General features: G+C 58.3%; 15 protein-coding genes. 7 read left to right on the plus strand and 8 right to left on the minus strand.

Annotated features, from left to right (window positions below; all coding sequences use genetic code 11):
• Positions 1-744: 744 nt before the first annotated feature.
• Positions 745-2,433, plus strand: a complete 1,689-nt coding sequence (locus AWB75_RS34515; protein ID WP_159462840.1) for a GNAT family N-acetyltransferase — start codon at positions 745-747, stop codon at positions 2,431-2,433.
• Positions 2,434-2,608: 175 nt separating this feature from the next.
• Complete coding sequence (locus AWB75_RS34520; protein WP_061128445.1) at positions 2,609-2,809, plus strand: hypothetical protein; 201 nt, start codon at positions 2,609-2,611, stop codon at positions 2,807-2,809.
• Positions 2,810-3,092: 283 nt separating this feature from the next.
• Here the strand turns inward: AWB75_RS34520 and AWB75_RS37885 are convergent, their stop codons facing one another.
• The gene (locus AWB75_RS37885) at positions 3,093-3,236 is read right to left on the minus strand and encodes a hypothetical protein (protein ID WP_159462841.1); all 144 of its coding nucleotides are present in this window, start codon (positions 3,234-3,236) and stop codon (positions 3,093-3,095) included.
• A 470-nt stretch (positions 3,237-3,706) separates the two neighbouring features.
• On the opposite strand from AWB75_RS37885, the gene AWB75_RS34525 reads away from it, so the two are divergent.
• Complete coding sequence (locus tag AWB75_RS34525) at positions 3,707-4,261, plus strand: hypothetical protein (RefSeq protein WP_143746631.1); 555 nt, start codon at positions 3,707-3,709, stop codon at positions 4,259-4,261.
• Positions 4,262-4,864: 603 nt separating this feature from the next.
• Here the strand turns inward: AWB75_RS34525 and AWB75_RS34530 are convergent.
• From AWB75_RS34530 to AWB75_RS37490, 3 genes are all read right to left on the minus strand, one after another.
• Positions 4,865-5,044: a DUF2934 domain-containing protein gene (locus tag AWB75_RS34530; protein ID WP_061128447.1), complete on the minus strand. Its 180-nt coding sequence runs from the start codon at positions 5,042-5,044 to the stop codon at positions 4,865-4,867.
• Between the two features lie 385 nt (positions 5,045-5,429).
• Positions 5,430-5,870, minus strand: coding sequence for a response regulator (locus AWB75_RS34535; RefSeq protein ID WP_087087164.1), 441 nt, complete (start codon positions 5,868-5,870; stop codon positions 5,430-5,432).
• Between the two features lie 140 nt (positions 5,871-6,010).
• On the minus strand, positions 6,011-6,232 hold the full coding sequence (locus tag AWB75_RS37490; protein WP_143746633.1) for a hypothetical protein: 222 nt from the start codon (positions 6,230-6,232) through the stop codon (positions 6,011-6,013).
• 274 nt (positions 6,233-6,506) lie between these two features.
• Here AWB75_RS37490 and AWB75_RS34545 point away from each other — a divergent pair, with 274 nt between their 5' ends.
• Both AWB75_RS34545 and AWB75_RS34550 read left to right on the plus strand, forming a co-directional pair.
• Positions 6,507-7,310 (plus strand): alpha/beta fold hydrolase, encoded by an 804-nt coding sequence (locus AWB75_RS34545; protein ID WP_061128450.1) that lies wholly within the window; start codon positions 6,507-6,509, stop codon positions 7,308-7,310.
• A 2-nt stretch (positions 7,311-7,312) separates the two neighbouring features.
• Positions 7,313-8,932: a hybrid sensor histidine kinase/response regulator gene (locus AWB75_RS34550; RefSeq protein WP_061128451.1), complete on the plus strand. Its 1,620-nt coding sequence runs from the start codon at positions 7,313-7,315 to the stop codon at positions 8,930-8,932.
• Positions 8,933-9,107: 175 nt separating this feature from the next.
• Here the strand turns inward: AWB75_RS34550 and AWB75_RS34555 are convergent, their stop codons facing one another.
• The 4 genes from AWB75_RS34555 to AWB75_RS34575 all read right to left on the minus strand — a co-directional run bounded on the left by AWB75_RS34555 (position 9,108) and on the right by AWB75_RS34575 (position 15,138).
• The gene (locus AWB75_RS34555; protein ID WP_061128452.1) at positions 9,108-10,229 is read right to left on the minus strand and encodes an extracellular catalytic domain type 1 short-chain-length polyhydroxyalkanoate depolymerase; all 1,122 of its coding nucleotides are present in this window, start codon (positions 10,227-10,229) and stop codon (positions 9,108-9,110) included.
• A gap of 510 nt (positions 10,230-10,739) precedes the next feature.
• A complete protein-coding gene (locus AWB75_RS34565) occupies positions 10,740-11,303 on the minus strand; it encodes a phasin family protein (RefSeq protein WP_143746635.1) in 564 nt (187 codons plus the stop codon).
• A gap of 578 nt (positions 11,304-11,881) precedes the next feature.
• Positions 11,882-12,466: a recombinase family protein gene (locus AWB75_RS34570; protein WP_061128455.1), complete on the minus strand. Its 585-nt coding sequence runs from the start codon at positions 12,464-12,466 to the stop codon at positions 11,882-11,884.
• 296 nt (positions 12,467-12,762) lie between these two features.
• Positions 12,763-15,138, minus strand: a complete 2,376-nt coding sequence (locus AWB75_RS34575) for a hybrid sensor histidine kinase/response regulator (RefSeq protein ID WP_061128458.1) — start codon at positions 15,136-15,138, stop codon at positions 12,763-12,765.
• A gap of 402 nt (positions 15,139-15,540) precedes the next feature.
• Between AWB75_RS34575 and AWB75_RS34580 the strand changes: the two genes are divergently transcribed.
• Both AWB75_RS34580 and hmpA read left to right on the plus strand, forming a co-directional pair.
• Positions 15,541-16,008: a low affinity iron permease family protein gene (locus AWB75_RS34580; protein ID WP_061128456.1), complete on the plus strand. Its 468-nt coding sequence runs from the start codon at positions 15,541-15,543 to the stop codon at positions 16,006-16,008.
• A 241-nt stretch (positions 16,009-16,249) separates the two neighbouring features.
• Positions 16,250-17,464, plus strand: coding sequence for an NO-inducible flavohemoprotein (hmpA, locus tag AWB75_RS34585; protein WP_061128457.1), 1,215 nt, complete (start codon positions 16,250-16,252; stop codon positions 17,462-17,464).
• Positions 17,465-17,671 lie beyond the last annotated feature (207 nt).

Genomic DNA, 17,671 nt, shown 5'->3' on the forward strand with positions numbered 1-17,671 from the left:
AATTGTGAATAATTGATGAAACGCTCGCCGCTCGCTTTTTCGAACGCCTGGGTGAAGACGGTCATGCGCGAGGTCGATACTTGTGCGGCGGAAGGCCGAAAGAGCGATTGACGGTCCATGTCGCGGATATCTTCGTATTTAATGAGTTTATTTAATGGTGCATGCTTCGGAAGAGTAAGAGAAATACTGCAGCTTCCAGTGGTAGCACCGTAAGGAAAGAGCCGATCTCTTCTGCGATTAACGCCGTTAAGTCCTCGCAATAATTGCCTGGTCCTCCAAACGATGCACCCGTTCAAGGAATGCCGTCATGGTGCGCTGCGGAAAGCCGCTGGCAGTATAGAGGTTTTCGAGGCTTGACGCCGAAATTCGCCTAGCCGACCAAATGCGGTGTCAATTTTCCGCTCGCCACAGAATAGCCTTTCGTTACCAGATCCATCATTGCGCCGCTCGCTGTCGATGCGATCTATGCATCATTGTCATGCGATTCGAGCTGAAACCTCCAGTCCCCATACGGCGTTTTCTCAGCGGACCATTTGCCGTTCTTGGAAAATGTGCGCTCGCGAACATTCGTCTGTTCACGTGCACCCTTTTAATGTCGAGGGGCAGACAAAAATTTCACACGCCTGCGTTATTCCGTTGTATCTTGCGATGGCTGCGTCGCAATTCGTTTCATCCATTAATCATCTGCTGATTCTGGCGACACCGTTAGATGTTGTCGGATGAAACTCTCCCATGGTTATAAAAATGAAAAGAAGGGCCGTCATTTCAAGCGGAAGCCACGTATTCGATCTGCTCTCTGATTCGCTTTTCCTTCAACGATGGTTCGATTTGTATCGAGCGTGCCCGTGGGCGACCGTGTATCAGGCGTCGGACTTCGTCAAGACTTGGTATGAAAGTTACGGCAACCAATTCAGTCCTATCATTGTTACGATGGAAGGACAGCAAGGTGAGCTTTGCGGCCTTCTCACGCTTGCTGCCAATCGATCAACCGGACGACTGGCCTACGCGGGCGATGTGCTTTCTGAGTATCAAGTCTGGCTTGCGCGCGAAGAAGTGAAAGACGTCTTCATGCCTGAAGCATTAAAGCTGATCGGGAAAGAGTTTACCCGTCAAGTACTAAGGTTAAAATTTCTTCCTCCTGGAACCCATCTGGGACCGCTCGAAAAAACAAACTGGGTCCGCAATATTAGCTTCCTGTCGCCGTCGTCACGGCCACTCATAGGCGCGAACGACGAGCAGCGAATTGACCAATCCCTGAAGTCCAAAAAAGTTAAGCTCAACAGGCTCAAACGGCTGGGAACTGTGTCATTCAGACAAGTTACACGCGATGAATTTCCTGACATCTTCGAGCAAGCATGGCCGCTGTTCGAGTTCCGACAGATCGATCAATTCAATTCAAGCCCCTTTCTACGTGACGCCGATTTGAAGCAATTTCTATTTGCGTTAGCGAGGCATTCGGACGTCTTGCACATGACCGTTCTAACGGTTGACGAAATAATCGTCGCATGGCTTCTTGGTACTCAAAGCAACGGGTTCTTGCACCTAATGGCGACCGGATTTTCTCCGTTCCACGCTCGTCACAGTCCTGCGATGCTGCACATGCTCATGCTGTCGAAGAGCTTGATCCAAGAGCAACGCGTCTTCGATCTTACCCCCGGGGGTGACAAATATAAGGATCAACTGGCAACTACTTACGAGAATACTCATACGCTGCATTTTTTCCCCGGGCTAAGAGCGGCGCTCGAGGACCGGCCAACGCGCGTAATCGCGAATAAAGCCCTAAAAAAAGTAATGAGGGTTACGGTCAAGGACCCCGCGCTCGCCCTGACCTCGTCATTTCCAGGAAGAAGGCGCGATCGCCCCTCTCCCGAGAGCCCACGGGCCGAGCAACCCAAAGTTTCTTTCCGTCTTCATAAACTTAACGCCCTCCCGCTCGAAAAATACGACGAACGAGTGCATGAAGTCAGAAAGAACAAAGTGGTCGATCTTTTAAAGCATGAGCCGACGCATTCCCAATCACGCCGCGAGTTTGTGAGCCAAGCATGGCGCTTCATTGAACAGGGCGCGGATGTTTATACGCTCATACGAGACGCTCGGCTCATCGCGGGTTGCTGGATAGCGAGTGGGGACAGGACGGCTTTGGCGGAGTCAGCAAAGTCAGGGGTTCCAGCGGGCACGGCGCTTTTGTTGGGTTTTTATGTTCATGGCAGCGAGGACCGGGCGAAAACGCTGAATTTGTTGTTGCATAAATGGGCCAATGAAGCAGTGACCGGGACCGAAGTAACCGAGGCGGTTATCGGTGTTCCAGAGACTGACCTTTTCAAAGGTATCAGCGAGACCGACGGTAACCCATCCAAAAGTCCTTGTATCGCTTCTACGACGATGCAGGAACGGCCGGAATCTGTCTTGCGGGCCTTCCGGTGGTCCCAGTAAGGAATGAAGGACGGGCGCCGGCCATTAAAAGTTCGCGTCGAGCGCCTGAACGTGGCCGACAAACGCCACCGCACTTCGCCTCTTATCTATCTATCTGCTGTTTTAGAGGGACCAGTTTATTCGGCTGGACGTTATATGAGATGCGGACTTTGCAAGGGAGGCGGATCGGTCGGAAGTGCTCGATGTCTACTCGAACCTGCGTTTTACGACGGCCGCGCAATTTGATAGCGCGCTCGCGCGCAAGTATGCCGCAGTTCGATTTGAGCCCTACCTCATCACACTCAAGCCCATTCGCCGCCAGATGTGGCCCTTCAACCTGCTGCAGAGGATTGCGCCCGGCACGTATGCGCCCGATTCTTTGATCGCGTGGCGCTAACGGCCGAAAGCCATGAAGGCATTCACTTGTTCAGCAATTCTTGTCGCGTGAGCATCGGCGCGTTTTTCGGCATACGTTGGCACGCGGGCGGTCGCGCGCATGACACCGACGATCCCGGCATAAAAGACGCACTGCGCTTTTGATGACGGGCGAAATCGCCCATCAAAGTCCTTTGAAAAAGCCTTGCACTCGATTCAACTGAGTTTTCCGCAAGGCAACCACTTCGTGGCTTCACAACGTTCGCCGGCTACGCGTCCGCTTCGAACGGTACGCTTTTATCCACTCATCGAGTCTCACCGAGAACATCGCACGCCGGCGATGCGCGCCGCTGGAACTCCTCGGCGCGCGCATACAGTTCGAGGGGAAGCTTGCCGAAACCCCGCTCCTGCAGAAACAGCGTCATAAGCACGCGCAGCAACTCGTTCAACTGATACGAGGTCCCACTTCCTTCGCGGCGGCAGCCAGCGCAAGATGGATGCCCAGCGACATCTTGCGCATGGTTTCGACAGCGAGCGGAAGCAACATGGCTCGCGTGAGGGGACGTTGAAGGCGAGCCGAGCGACCGGTCTTTCGGGTGGCAGCGCGAGGCAAAAGAAAGGCGCCGGTCTTTCTTGTCATTGTTGAGCGCAGTAAAACGTGCGACCCGCACATTGAATGACGGGGCCGAGACATGCGACGTCGGGAACCGTCCAAGCCGCTTTCAAAATCGGGGCGATTCCGTAAAGAAGTGCGGGTGTCCCGGTCCTTCACCGCGTCGCGGCGCGCAAAGTTGAGGTTCGCACGGTGCGAACTGGAACACCATAAATCAAACGTCGAATGACGTGTGCAAGGGTGTCCCTAATAGCGCCGCGAAGCTTGGCGAGGAGAGCATGATGTGGTTCATACATGGATGCCGAAATGCGCAACAGCCCCATCTTTCAGATGAGCGAGCTTCGACCTGCGTTTCCTGATGCGTTCAGCCACGACCTACGACTGACCGTGCGCCGTTTGAATGAGAATCAGCAAACCAGTTTCACCCAGTTCCTTCGGGTTACTGACGACGCCAATCGGAAGCCCCTGCTTTTTGCGAAGCGGGCTTCGAGAGAACCGGTAAGCTGGGGTATAAGCCTTGCGACGACCATCAGGCCAGTCATCCGGAACAAGATCATGAAGGCCACCATTATCGCTCACGAATCGCCCCCCAGCGACGCTTCGGTGGAAGTCCACCGCTTCCAGTTTTTGCTGGACGACGGCACGGTTGCTCCGCTCGCGGAAACCATTTCCTTATGCACGGCAAGAGTTATCGTCGAAAACCTCAAAGACGGTAACGCGTTCATCAAGATGCTCCAGGCCATCGTGAAAGCGCAGCCGGCCGAGTACGATGCTTTGGTCGGGCAGGTCTTCCCCGACCACTATCCCATTTCCTCTGACGGTGGCTATCGAGCGACGCGACGGGAACACTCCAATCGTTAATGCGCAGACGAGCGTCCGCGATCGCCGGCACGCATCACGAACGTTATTAACGTGCTGGGGCGACGCGGTCGATCAACGCAATCAACGGCCGGATGGCACCGCGTTTGCGATAAAACGCGTCAATCTCAACTTCCTTGCCTCGTGCAATTACCTAGCTTTCCGATAGTGTGATAGTGACGAGTAGGCAGTAGTTGGCGTGCTCGTGAAGCGGCGGGATCCACGGATCGCCGAGGCTACGCTGAATCCGCCACACCGTGGCATCTCCATGTCGAGCAGCACGACGCGCGGCGTCCATGCAGCAGGCGCCGTGAAGGCAGCCCCGCTGCCGTTGACGATGCGCGTCCGATTTTTCATATCGAGCACGATGGCGAGTGCGCCGGCATGATTGCATCCGTCGTCAATGGCACGGCGATCGATGTAAAACGCGCCGGAACGAACGGCTCGTCATATGGACGGCAGCGGTAGCATAGTCAGATCCGGAAGCGGCCTGGTCTTTTCGGCAACGGCAATGCCCTAGTTTTGTCGAGCCGTTGCAAAACGGCGCCGCGATCAGGGCCTCTGTCTTGAGCGGTAAGCTTGACGCAAATCCCTGCCGGCGGTTGCTCAACTGCCACCGGCCGGTGTTTCGTCATCGCCCGCGTCTGACGAGGGCACGACTTCGACGCCGAGCTGTTTCTCCGCTTGAGCCCAGAATTCGGCAGCGCGGCCCTCCGGGCAGCCGGCTTCTTCCCAGAGCCCGTATGCGAGCGAGCGGATTTGTTCTTCCGTTGCGGGTACGTCCATGTCTATCTCCGAAGGTTAAACCGCAAAGCGCCAGAGGCGGCGCCGCTCGATTAGCGCAGTAGCGATGAGCTTCCCAATCTAATCGGCAGTGGCAGTGTACGTTAGCGCGAAAGCTTCACGGTGTCCGCGCAGCGAGTCGAGCGCGGGTCGTGACGCTGCGGCACACAACCATTTTTCAAGAGCGCTGTTTCGACCGTCTGTCCTTCACACGTGCTCTCAGGGAGGGAAACACGGGCCAATCGCCCCCACGGCTGCGTCTTGCGTGGGGCACAGTGCCGAGCCTGCACATGCGGTTTGAGCCGATTAGCAGGGCCGGCGCCACTTATCGACCCGCTCCAGGGCGCGCCAAAGAGCACGCGTCGATCCACGCCTTGCCGATCGGCCCTCAAACGGGAGCGACATGCTCGATGAGATCGAGCAACGGACGCATCGACAAGCCTTTCCGGCAGAAAGCATCAATCCGCGCTTGCTTGCCACGAGCGATCACTTCCTCCTCAGGCAGAGAGGTATAGGCGATAATCGGCGTGTTCGCAAATTGGCTCGAACTACGCATGGCCGAAGCCACCGTGTAACCATCACACGCAGGCATCTCCATATCGAGGACCACGACATGAGGTGTCGAAGCGGCGGGCGTCTTGAAGGCAGCCTGTCCTCCATCGACGACGGTGGGCCTGTAACCCTCAATGACGAGAACTGTGGCTAACGCCTGCGCCCCGGCGGTGTCGTCGTCTACGATGAGCACAGCGACCGGCGGCAGAACGTGGTCGAACACACGATCGGTCCATAATCCAGGGGGCGAGAACATGACGATATTTAGAAGTTTCATGTTCCGTGTTTAGCAACGGGTATGCCCTAGCATCGTTCGAACCATTGTAGGTCGGACAAACGCCCGCTAACTGCGGGCGCTTTCTTTTTACCGATATTCGCCAACGGCGTTTGCTCCGAACGCGGCTCATTCAGCCGGAGTCAGATCGCTTCGTCGGCCAAACGTTCGATGCGTACATGACGCAAGACTTCCGCTTGCCTCGGCCGGGCGACGTGCTCGCCGATCACGAAGCGTTTTCTCAGATCCTGTCGAATAGCAGACTCGACAGCGCATCTAGCGCTCTGGGCACTGACCCCGAGGGGGAGCACGAACGCCGCGCCCACCGGCAGAGCAAGCAGCTGCGCATAAAGAGAATCGAACATCGCATTTCGTCCGGTTTCTGAATGTCCATTACACGCACCGTTTGTTCCCGAACACATTCTCGAATGCCGCTGCTGCACATTGAGTCCGCGCAAGACAGTACCGCAACGCCGTCCCTACGTAAGCAGTAGGGTGGCAAGCAGGCGGATCCCCGAAGCACTGCGTTCCTCGCGTGCTTTCCGGGCAGCCTGCCCATGGTGATATCGTGTGAGTTATGCCGCGCCGGCCTTCGCCAGATAAGTTGGCTCGCGTCTGCCCCCTCTGACCTCTGCTCAAATGAACATTATCCAACGCAATAATATGCGCGTCGTCGGCGACAGCCAGAGAACAATGCTTTTCTCCCACGGCTTCGGCTGCGATCAGTCGATGTGGCGGTATGTAGCGCCGACATTCGAGGCGCGGTACCGGACCGTGTTGTTCGATCTTGTCGGAAGCGGCAGGTCGGATCTTGCAAGCTACGATTTTGCGAAGTACAGCTCGCTGTATGGCTATGTGGATGACGTACTGGAGATTCTGGATGAGGTCGAGGCGTCGCGAGTCGTCTTTGTTGGCCACTCGGTCAGCGCGATGATCGGCATGCTGGCGGCGATCAAAGCGCCCGAGCGTTTTGCGGCGAACGTGATGGTGGGTCCGTCGCCATCGTTTATCAGCGACGGCGAATATCCCGGTGGTTTTGCGCGTGCAGACATCGAAGAACTGCTCGAGACGTTGGAGAACAACTTTCTCGGCTGGTCCAGAACGATGGCGCCTGCCATCATGGGCGCGCCCGAACAGCCGCAACTCAGTGAAGAGCTCGTGAACAGCTTCTGCCGAACCGATCCCGATATTGCGCGTCATTTCGCGCGCGTGACGTTCCTGGCGGATCTTCGGGCGGCGATGTCGCGCGTCACGACACCGACGCTGATTGTGCAGTCAAATGACGATTTCCTAGCGCCGGTTTCCGTCGGAGAGTACATGCACCAGCATATCCCGGGCAGCCGCCTGGCTATCGTCAAGAACGTTGGACACTGCCCGCATCTCAGCGCTCCAAGTGCCACCGTCGACGCCATCGAATCGTTCCTGCATGAAGCCGGACTCTGATCATGCAGGAGCCGCTTCGAAGCGTATCCGACTTCAAAGCAGCCTATGAGCGCGCGCCATGCGGGCTTTTTACGGCGAAGGCAGGCGGGAAAATCGTCCAGGTCAACCGGACGTTCTGTGAATGGCTCGGATTTCCAGCATCGGAGCTCGTCGGGCAGCGCACCTTTCTAGACCTGCTGACGACGGGCGGAAAGATCTTCCTCCAGACCCATCTCGCGCCGCTTCTACAGGTGCAGCGCTCAGTAGCGGAGGTCAAACTCGATATGCGTCGCCGGGATGGGGCCGTTGTCCCGATGATGGTCAACGTGTGCAGGGTAACCGAAGGCGGCATTGCACTGGACGAGTTCGCCGTCATGGTGATGGGCGACCGGCATAAATACGAGCGCGAGCTGGTCGCGGCACGTGGCCGCTCGGACGAAGCCCTGAAAGGCAAGGAGACTGCAGAACTTGCGCTGAAACTAGCCGACCGTCGCAAGGATGAATTCCTCGCGACACTCGCTCACGAGCTTCGCAATCCCTTCAGTGCGATGCGCTCAGCCATCGATCTGCTTTCGCGTCAACAGCCTCTCACGGCCGACGCGCTCTGGCCGCTGGAGATGCTCGACCGACAACTCGCTCAGGCCGCCCGCCTCGCCGATGATCTGTTAGACGTTTCTCGCATCGGCGAAGGGAAGATCGAGATCAAGAAAATGCCCGTCGAGATCGGCGCGATTATCCGTGAAGTCGTCGAGAGCACCCGCGCTCGCCAGGCTGCCTGTGAGTCCTCGCACGACTTCGACGTGCATCTGCCGCACGGGCGCATCCAACTCTTGGCGGATCCCGTTCGGCTCGCCCAAATTGTCCAGAACCTGCTGAACAACGCTTTCCGGTATACGCCATCGGGTGGGAAGATCGTGCTCTCTGCGACCCGGCACGGCGACAACGTCGTGATGAGCGTGCGCGACACCGGGATCGGCATTTCGCAGGAAGACCTGACGACGATCTTTACGATGTTTGCACAGGCACCGTCGGGCCACGGCCGCTCGAAGGGTGGCCTAGGCATCGGACTGGCGCTCGTACGGGCGCTCGTCCAACTTCACGACGGGCAGTTGACGGCTGCGAGCCAAGGACCCGGAAAAGGAAGCGAGTTTGAAGTTCGGCTTCCGGCACTGCCGGCTGGCGATTCTTCACTGGCGGCAGCGATGACTTCTCCCGCGGCCAATCAGACGCTTTCAGCGCCCGCGGAAGAGCGCCGGGTGCTGGTGGTCGACGACAGTGAAGACGCTGCAGCGAGTCTCGCGCTTTTGCTTCAGGCCGAGGGCCATGAAGTCGAGACCGCGAATTGTGGCCTCGATGCCTTACGCGTTGAGGCGGCCTTCCATCCGGAAGCAGTCATCCTCGATCTTGGCCTGCCGGATATCGATGGGAAAGAGGTGGCGGCAAAGATTCGGTCCAGGCGAGGCTCGAGGGTAACGCTGATCGCACTGACAGGATGGCAGGCAGACGCAGCGGTGAAACCCGACGCACAACTAGAACCGGATGAAAGTCCGTTCGACGCCTATTTCGTTAAGCCGGCTAACGTCGACGAACTCCTTGCCGAGCTCAGGGGCATCAAAAAATCGGCCGTGGATCCTCCGACGTAAGCAGACGTAAGCCGAGGATGACCCACTGGGCGCTCGTCGGGTACCAGAGACGCACCCCGATTCAGGCGAGACGGAACATTGGTGAGTCGCAACGGACACGGAAGCCGTGTTTTCGCGAGGGCAGGCTTGAATTCCAGGGCACGGCGAGCTTGGCGAGGCCCCACAAGCCAGCGGCTCAGCTGCTAAGCGCAAATTGGTCGAAGAATCGGAGGATCTCGTTGGTCGCATGTGGACCGCACCGGTCGGAATAGGTACCTTGCGGATTCCCTCCCGACCAGGTGTGGCCGAGACCATGCACAAGCCATTGCTCGCCAACGGCGAGACCATTCTCGTCGTGGAAGACGCGGCGCGTGTACGCGTAGCCGTTCTCCGTTTCGCTCAGTTCCGTCGGAAGAGAATGATGCGTGGCGCCGGCCTCGCGTTGCAACAGCTGGCGCATTGAGATGATTTGATCGCTGTTGCGCGGATGCACGATTTCGTCCGCGTCGCCGTGAAAGACAATGAGCGGCACGGTGCGCGGCTGAGAACCGTCAAGCAAACGTGCGGGCAGGCGGATCTTTCCCTTGCCATCGTTCATCGCACAGAGCGCTGAAAACGCCTCGTCTGCGACGCCGAAGGCGACGCCCGAATGCACTGCAGCGGCCGCGTAAAGATCGGGGTGCGTTACCGCGAGATTGACAGCCATAGCGCCGCCCGCCGACATTCCTGCCACATAGACGCGAGCATCGTCGACGTTGTACGTCGCCACGATCTCTCGTGTGAGGGCCGCGATCATCGATGCTTCGCCCGACTCACGCACCTGGTCGCCAGGGCGGAACCAATTCCAACATCTAAGGAGACTGACGGTCTCCGACTGCTCTGGATAGGCAACGATATAGCCGCGCGCATCGGCGGCTTCGTTCGTTCCTGTGCCGGCCGCAAAATCGTCGGGATCTTGCTGAGCGCCGTGGAGCATGACGACCATCGGAAGCGACTGGCCGTGATAGACACTCGGCACACAGAGTTTGAAGCGGTGCGTTTGACCGGCGTGTTCAAAGTGACGGCTCAACCATTGAGGACCATTGCTCGCTGCTGCCCCACGTGGCTTAATAGACGGCGCAGTTGCGGGGAGGTGAGACCTCGCCATGGGCAGCTCATTGATGATGTCGGCCGCCGGGTGTGAGGGTGCTTTCAGCCTCGCACTCGTAACCGTCGGCTGCGGATCGACGAAAGATCGCACCGCGAACCCCAGCGGTCCACCGGCGAACAGAGACCAGAGGGCGGCGTTTGCCGATGCAAGCGGATCAAGGATATCCATTTTTCGTTTCTTAACTTAGGAGTGGCTAGGACCCTTCGGTCGCTTATCGCGAAGCCACCGAGGATGCGGTGACGGAGCATCCGCATGTGTCGTTCCCGGGCACGCAGAATCCCCGCAGACTAGACGCTCAACGGCTTATCTCGAGGCGCCCCGCGTTCAACGCTTCCGGGCGTTTTACGCCGATGCTGGCAATGGTGAGTGCGATCGTCCGTCCTATGTTCGGAGCGGAGGCCGCGCGTGATGAACTGGTCGAGATGAGCGGCCCGAAGGACATCGCGGGTGCGCCTGGAGGCCATCTACGAGCACGCGATTGACACCGGCGCGGTGCACCGTGCCACGATTTCGTTCGTGATGCTTAAGAGCGGTGCAGCAACCGCCGGCTGCGGGAGTCTCCGATGCTGCCTGTGGTCGGATGGGAAAAGCCGGAAACCCGCGACGTCCATTGGCAGCACGCCCGCGATGATGAGAGAGGGGACATGAAGCCGCCCGAGGCTTCATGCGTCGCCATGTTTAGACCGGACGCTTGGCTGACGAACGCGCAGTCCGTGCGATTTCGCCGTTCACATCGAGCACGGTCCCGCTCGTTTCGCGGGCTGCTTCGTTCGCCGTGTCAGCGACGTTCACCACGAGTTCCCCCGAGGATTGCGCGGCCGCTTGGACATCATCGGCGGCCACTTTGGCCAAGCCGTTAAACTTGATGCCGCTGCGTTCATACTGGCTGCGCACTTCGCCGATTATGTCGTCTTGCGTCGAGCTGATAATCGACAACATATGTTGGCTGTACGAAGCGGCCTTCTGTGGAAACTGCGCGAGCATGATCGACTGCCACCCGAGCATGTCGCCTGCGCCTGCGTCATCTCCCGCGCGCAGAAGCGTGTTGCTTTCCTCGACCACTTTGCGAACCGTTTGCACGTTCAGTTCCGTGATCGCTTGAAGACCGGTCGCGAGGCGCCCAGTGACGTTGAGGAACGCCTGCAAGTTGGCGCGCGCGAGGGACGGGATCTGATCAGCGAAATAACCGGGGTATCGAAACATTGACTGCTCCTTCCAAAAAGTCAAATCGAAAACGTTCAAAAGAAAACGGGACGGGCGGGGCGCAACGCTCAGAACGCGTGCTGACCTTCGGTTATCGCGATGACTGCTGCGCGAATGCCGAGAAATTCTTGGCGACACGCGTCGAAGAGCAAACCCTCCGTCCGTTACGTAGCGGGATCGCCAGCACCCTGGATGCCGGCCACAGTGCTTCGCGGTGGCGCAACGGCGACAATTCCTTGCGTCGCGGAACCATCAGGTGTGGTGAAGCCCGAGTTGGCCTCGCATTGCTTGTTCCAGCTAACGATCGTTCGCCAGATCGCGTTCGCCGACGTTCTCGCGTCTAGGGACTCTTATGGGCAGCGTGCGTGCCAGCGCGTTGACTGCGCTGCAGTCTTTGATAAACCGACCATCCTTCGTATCTATCTACCAAACGCCGGAAGGCTAATGGGCAGGCGGCTGATGATCGGCAGCGAAGATCTTGGGTGGATTGCTGGACGCGTCTCTCCTTCGGAGGAGCACCGAGTCGCCGCGCTCGCCGTCGCCCAAGGCGACGCCGCGCCCCATCGACCGACGAGCTGTCTCACACCCCGCATGCTCAGATATGCGATCTCTCCGCTTCAATCTTCGAGCTTGAGCGACCACTTTCTGCGCACACGAATGATGGTCTGTCGTGAGACTCCATACTGTCGCGCGAGCTCAGTGACAGTGCGGCCGCTCGAGAGTGCGCGGACGACCGCCTCTTGTTGAGCAAAACTCAAGCTACAAGCGCGTCCGACGTGCAGGCCTTGTCGCGCAGCCGCGTCCGACGCCTCCTTAGCTCGCTTTTGACGCACAACATGATCGAGTTCGGCGACCAGTTCAAGACTTTTCATCAGAAGCTCGTCATCTAGAGGCGCGGCGTCTTTGCGCTCGTAGACCAGGCAGACGACGGTCGCGCCGGCTTTCTTCACTGAGCGAAGCGTAGTAAGGGCGTCGAGAGCGCTGTTACCGAGCGAGGACACTGAATTGATGACCAACAGGTCTCCCGACCGCAGCCCGCGGAGCGTCCGCTGCAGTATTGGGCGCTCCGGCGCAGGTAGCGTGCACTTTTCTTCGTCTATGCACACATTGTTTTCTTCACAGGGGATACCGTTCGCGCTCAGCGCTTCCACGGTTTCCTTTTTGCTCGCTGTCGCGACTTCGACTATGACGTAAACAGACATCGTTATCGCTTTCCGAATGCCAACACAACGCCACACTCGTCCTCAACAGGAAGGCCAGCCCAGCGGGTCCGTAGTGTTGAGACAAGCCCAGTCGTTTCGCTCAGCCTCCGCGACTCGTAACCAAGCCATCGACGATGTTGGGCGGCGGCGCACCCGCATAGACGCGTCGTTGCGCAATCCCAACCGATACGCCGCGTGCAGCTACGTTAATGAAGCAGCCAACGAAAAGTTTTAAGCCTTGAACAGAACCAACGCCCCATTCGAGTCGTTTCTACTGATTCATGCGGAAGGATAGCTCAACGCCCGTCCGCCTCTTCAACGACTTTCCGAATGACGGCCTGAAGCTCTTCAAACGTGTAGGGCTTCTGCAGCTCGAACCATGCGAAGCTGCGTGTTTCGTCCCTCTCAACGGGTTCACCGGAGGCAAAAATCACCCTCAGTCCAGGGCAAAACGAGCTGGCCTGCGCGGCAAGCTCAATCCCCGATAGGTCGGGCAAATTGATGTCAGTGAGCAGCACGTCGAAAGGGTGGCGCGTGATGTCCGCGAGCGCCTTAGTAGCTGTCCCTGCCGCCACGGGACGATGACCCAGCATCAGCAGCAGTTCACACACCGCTTCACGCGCGAGATCATTGTCTTCGACTACCAGAATATGTAGTTCGGCCGGCTTGCTTCGGTGTCCTGCCGGGCGCGCACTGTTGGAAGATGAGAGCGCTCGACCGGGTGTGCCCAAGACGTGTCGAACTTTGGCGGCGAGATCAGCGCGGCTGTACGGCTTGCTAAGAAGCTCTATACCATCATCCAGCTTGCCCGCGTGAACGATCGCATTCTGTGTGTACCCGGAGGTAAAAAGCACTTTCAAGTCAGGTTGAAGCAACATGGCTCGGCGGACCATCTCCGGGCTCTTGAGTGAACCCGGCATCACGACGTCGGTGAAGAGAAGATCGATGTGCGCGCCGCTGCTGAGAATGACCAGCGCTTGTTCCGCGTTGTCCGCCTTCAGCACACCGTACCCGAAACCCGCTAGCATCTCGATAACTGTGGCCTGCACCTTCAGGTCGTCTTCAACGACCAACACGGTCTCGCTACCGCCCATCAAATCGGCGCTTGCGTGACCGACCGGCGCCACAGTTTCGGCAGAAGACTTGGGTAAGTAGATGCGTACTGTCGTTCCGTGCCCGACCTCGCTGTAGATCCGGATATGTCCGCCGCTTTGCTTGACGAAGCCATAGGCCATGCTTAGCCCCAAGCCACTGCCTGCGCCTTCTGGCTTCGTGGTGAAAAATGGGTCGAATGCATGCTCGATAACCTCCTGGGTCATGCCGGTTCCGGTGTCGGTGACACCAAGCATGACGTACTGACCGGCAGGCACGTCGGATAACGAGCGCACGTACCGGTCATCGAGCATCGAATTGGCAAGCTCGAGGGTGAGTTTGCCGCCGTCCGGCATGGCGTCACGCGCGTTGATTGCCAAATTCAACAAAACGTTTTCGAGTTGATGCGCGTCCACCGTGGCATTCCACAAGCCGCCCGATACCACCGTTTCGACGACGACGGTCTCACCAAGCGCACGACGCAGTAGCTCGTCCATGCGGCGAAGCATGGAAGCGAGATTTACTGATACGGGGCGCAGCGCCTGCCGGCGACCGAAAGCGAGCAACTGAGAAGCAAGCTTGGCGCCGCGGTCGACTGCCTCAAGAGCGTTGACCAGACGGTTCATCAACCACTCTTCGCGCGAATAGCGCGTGGTTGCCAGCTCCAGATTACCGCGCAGGATCTGCAGGACATTGTTGAAGTCGTGCGCAACGCCCCCAGTGAGCTTGCCGATCGCTTCCATTTTTTGTGACTGGAAAAGGGCCGCTCGCGTTTGCTCGAGCGTTAGATCGGCCTCAAGCTTTTCGGTCACGTCGCGGGTGATCTTGGCGAAGCCGATGAGCGTGCCGGCTTCATCATGGATTGCGTCGATGATCACGTGCGCTCGAAAGCGTGACCCATCACGACGCAGCCGCCAACCTTCCGCTTCGAACCGACCTTCGCTGGCGGCAGTGCTCAACGCTCGTCGCGGTACCCCGGCCGCCACGTCTTCCGGAAGGTAGAAGCGAGAGAAGTGCGAGCCGACGATCTCCTCGGCGTTGTAGCCCTTGATGCGTTGAGCGCCAGAATTCCAGCTGGAAACGCGCCCATCGGGCGACAGCATGAAGATGGCATAGTCGGTTACCCCTTGCACGAGCAATCTGAAGCTACGCTCGCTTTCAATCACGGCGTCGTGCGCCTGGCGTTTTTCAGTCTCGTCGCGCACGACCTTCACGAATCCATGCAACGTTCCGTCGTCTTCAAGGAGAACTGTGGTGACTACGCTCGCCCAAAACACCGAGCCGTCTTTGCGTTTGCGCCATCCCTCGATGACGCAACTGCCACGTTCGCCCGCGTTATCGAGTTCTGCATCGAACGTTGGTGGAGGGTGACGGTCGGCATCGTCCGGGAGCAGCACCGAGTAATGCCGCCCGATGATCTCGTTGGGCTGGTAATGGTAGATCGCGATCGCGCCGCGATTCCACGACGCGATCGTCCCGTCTGGCGCCAGCGCGAATACCGCAAGGTCAACGGTGGCCTGAGCCCAGAGGGTAGTCCGCCTGGTCGAGGCCAAGTCTTTCTTAAGTCCACCACCATCCATGAGTGTCGCCCCTCGCCGTTTTTGCTGCCCGCCAAGATGGGCGAACATGGTTGCTCGTCGCAGAATTTTAGCGGGTCGGCGCAGTTGGGGCTTGCTCTGACCGCCACCGATAACCGCCCACCTTTCCGCAGTCCCTCGCGCGTGACTGGTACCCTCGAAGCACCTCACCCGGCCGGGGAATGACAGACAATGGACTTGTCCCGCGCGACAATGAGCATGAAGGCGAGGCGCTCGCGCCGCAACATTGCTCAAGCCCCTTCCGTAGGGCTGAGACGGGCAAACGCGCTGCTACACGTCTCGGCGTTCGAATGGCCAAACGCTCGCACGGCTTTGGTTTTCGCGGTCATCAGCGTGTCGTGATTGTCGCGAAAAACCTTAATCATAATGATGTGGAGACGCCGAATGAAAAGTTCCTGGTTCCTCAAGTTCTCGAATACGCTCGCGAAACTGGCCGGGCGGGCTTCGACCTTTGTCATTGCGGTGGTCCTCGTGATCGTCTGGGGCCTGTCCGGGCCGTTGTTTCACTTCAGCGATACATGGCAGTTGGTGATCAACACGTCGACGACCATCGTCACATTCCTCATGGTCTTTCTAATCCAGAATACGCAGAACCGCGATACGGCCGCAATGCAGATCAAGCTGGACGAGATCATCCGGGCGATCGACACAGCGCATAATGCGCTGCTCGATCTCGAGAAGCTCGATCAAAAGGAACTTGGCAATTTCCGAAAGCGTTCCGAGAAGCTTGCGAGGCGCGTGACAACCTGCGTTCGGAAGATCGGGACATTGACGTGTCTGCACTTCGCGACGATCGCGCCGGAGGCGGCGAGCGCAGACGCTAGTCTGAAGAAGGGAAGGGAAGGGAAGTGAAGACGTCCCGCGGTACTTCCTTCATCGCAGGCACCGCAGCGAGTTTGTGGGCACCGGCTCCGCACAGAGTCGGTCCTGGTCCTGTGGTTCGTCCGCCGGGCCCTCGCGCGACGCCTCTGCAATACTAGCGGAGTTAGTTCGCGGGCTCTCCAGGACGGAACCCGCGTCGAGGAGGTGGTCGCCTCGATCGGTATGGTGATTGCTGCATTTGCTTACCCCTTACGTTTCAGGGAAGAAAACTATGCTTACGCAAAAGACGAAGGACATTGTCAAGGCGACGGCACCCGTGCTAGCCGAGTACGGATACCCGATCATCAAACGGTTTTATACAAGACTTTTCGAGGCTCATCCGGAGCTCAGGAACGTCTTCAACATGACGCATCAGGAGCGAGGCGAGCAGCAGCAAGCGCTCGCTCGTGCGGTCTACGCCTACGCCGAAAACATCGAAAATCCCGAGAGCTTGGCGTCGGTATTAAAGAACATCGCCAACAAGCACGCCAGCCTCAATGTGCGGCCGGAGCATTACCCCATTGTGGGTGAGCACCTCCTGGGCGCTATCAAGGACGTGCTGGGCGACGCTGCAACGGAGGAGATCATCTCGGCGTGGGCACAAGCCTACGGAAATCTCGCTGACCTCCTGATGGGTATGGAGAGCGAACTTCGCGAGCGCTCTGCAGGTTTACTGGGCGGCTGGAACGGATGGCGAGCGTTCGTCGTCAAGGAAAAGCGCCCCGAAAGCAGTGTCATTACCTCCTTCATTCTGGAGCCCGTCGACAGGCGGCCCGTGCCCAACTTCGAGCCGGGGCAGTACATCAGTATCGCCGTGAATGTGCCCGCACTCGGCCTGCAACAAATCCGTCAATACAGCCTCTCCGATATGCCGAATGGGCGCAGCTACCGAATCTCGGTCAAACGGGAAGAGGGCGATGCCACGCGGCCGCCCGGTCAGGTCTCCTCTCTGCTGCACGAGCACGTCAACGCAGGTGATGAAGTCAAGCTGGCGGCGCCCTATGGGACCTTCTACATCGACGTGAATGCAACAACCCCGCTGGTGTTGATCAGCGGCGGCGTCGGTCTGACGCCGATGGTGAGCATGCTCAAGCGCGCCATCCAGAACCCGCAACGACAGGTCGTTTTCATTCATGGCGCCCGCAACAGCAACGTTCATGCAATGCGCGACCGGCTCAGACAGACCGTCGCCACCTATCCCAACTTTAAGGCTGTTGTGTACTACGATGAGCCGCTGGCGGGTGATGTACAAGGCGTTGATTTCGATCGCAAGGGTTTTATCAACCTCGGCGAAATCAAAAACATCATGTTGTTACCGGATGCCGACTACTATGTGTGCGGTCCGATCCCCTTCATGCGCCTGCAGCATGACGCCTTGAGGCAGCTAGACGTTCCGGAATCGAGAGTCCATTATGAGGTTTTCGGTCCGGATCTTTTCGCTGAATAAACAGCGCTATCTCTGCATAGAGCGGTCACGGTGCCGGCGTGGGCCGTGACGCCGGCAGGCGCCATCCGCGGCGCTCCGGCCTTTTTGTTCGGATCGAAGGACTTCGACCCTCAGCGCGACATGAAGGCGCTAAGGAACCTCTGCATAACCCTACTTATAGTGGCGATAAGGAGTACTATTAGAGAACCAGCGACTTGGAGGAATCAC

The organism is Caballeronia catudaia, assembly GCF_001544755.2.
Lineage (GTDB): Bacteria > Pseudomonadota > Gammaproteobacteria > Burkholderiales > Burkholderiaceae > Caballeronia > Caballeronia catudaia.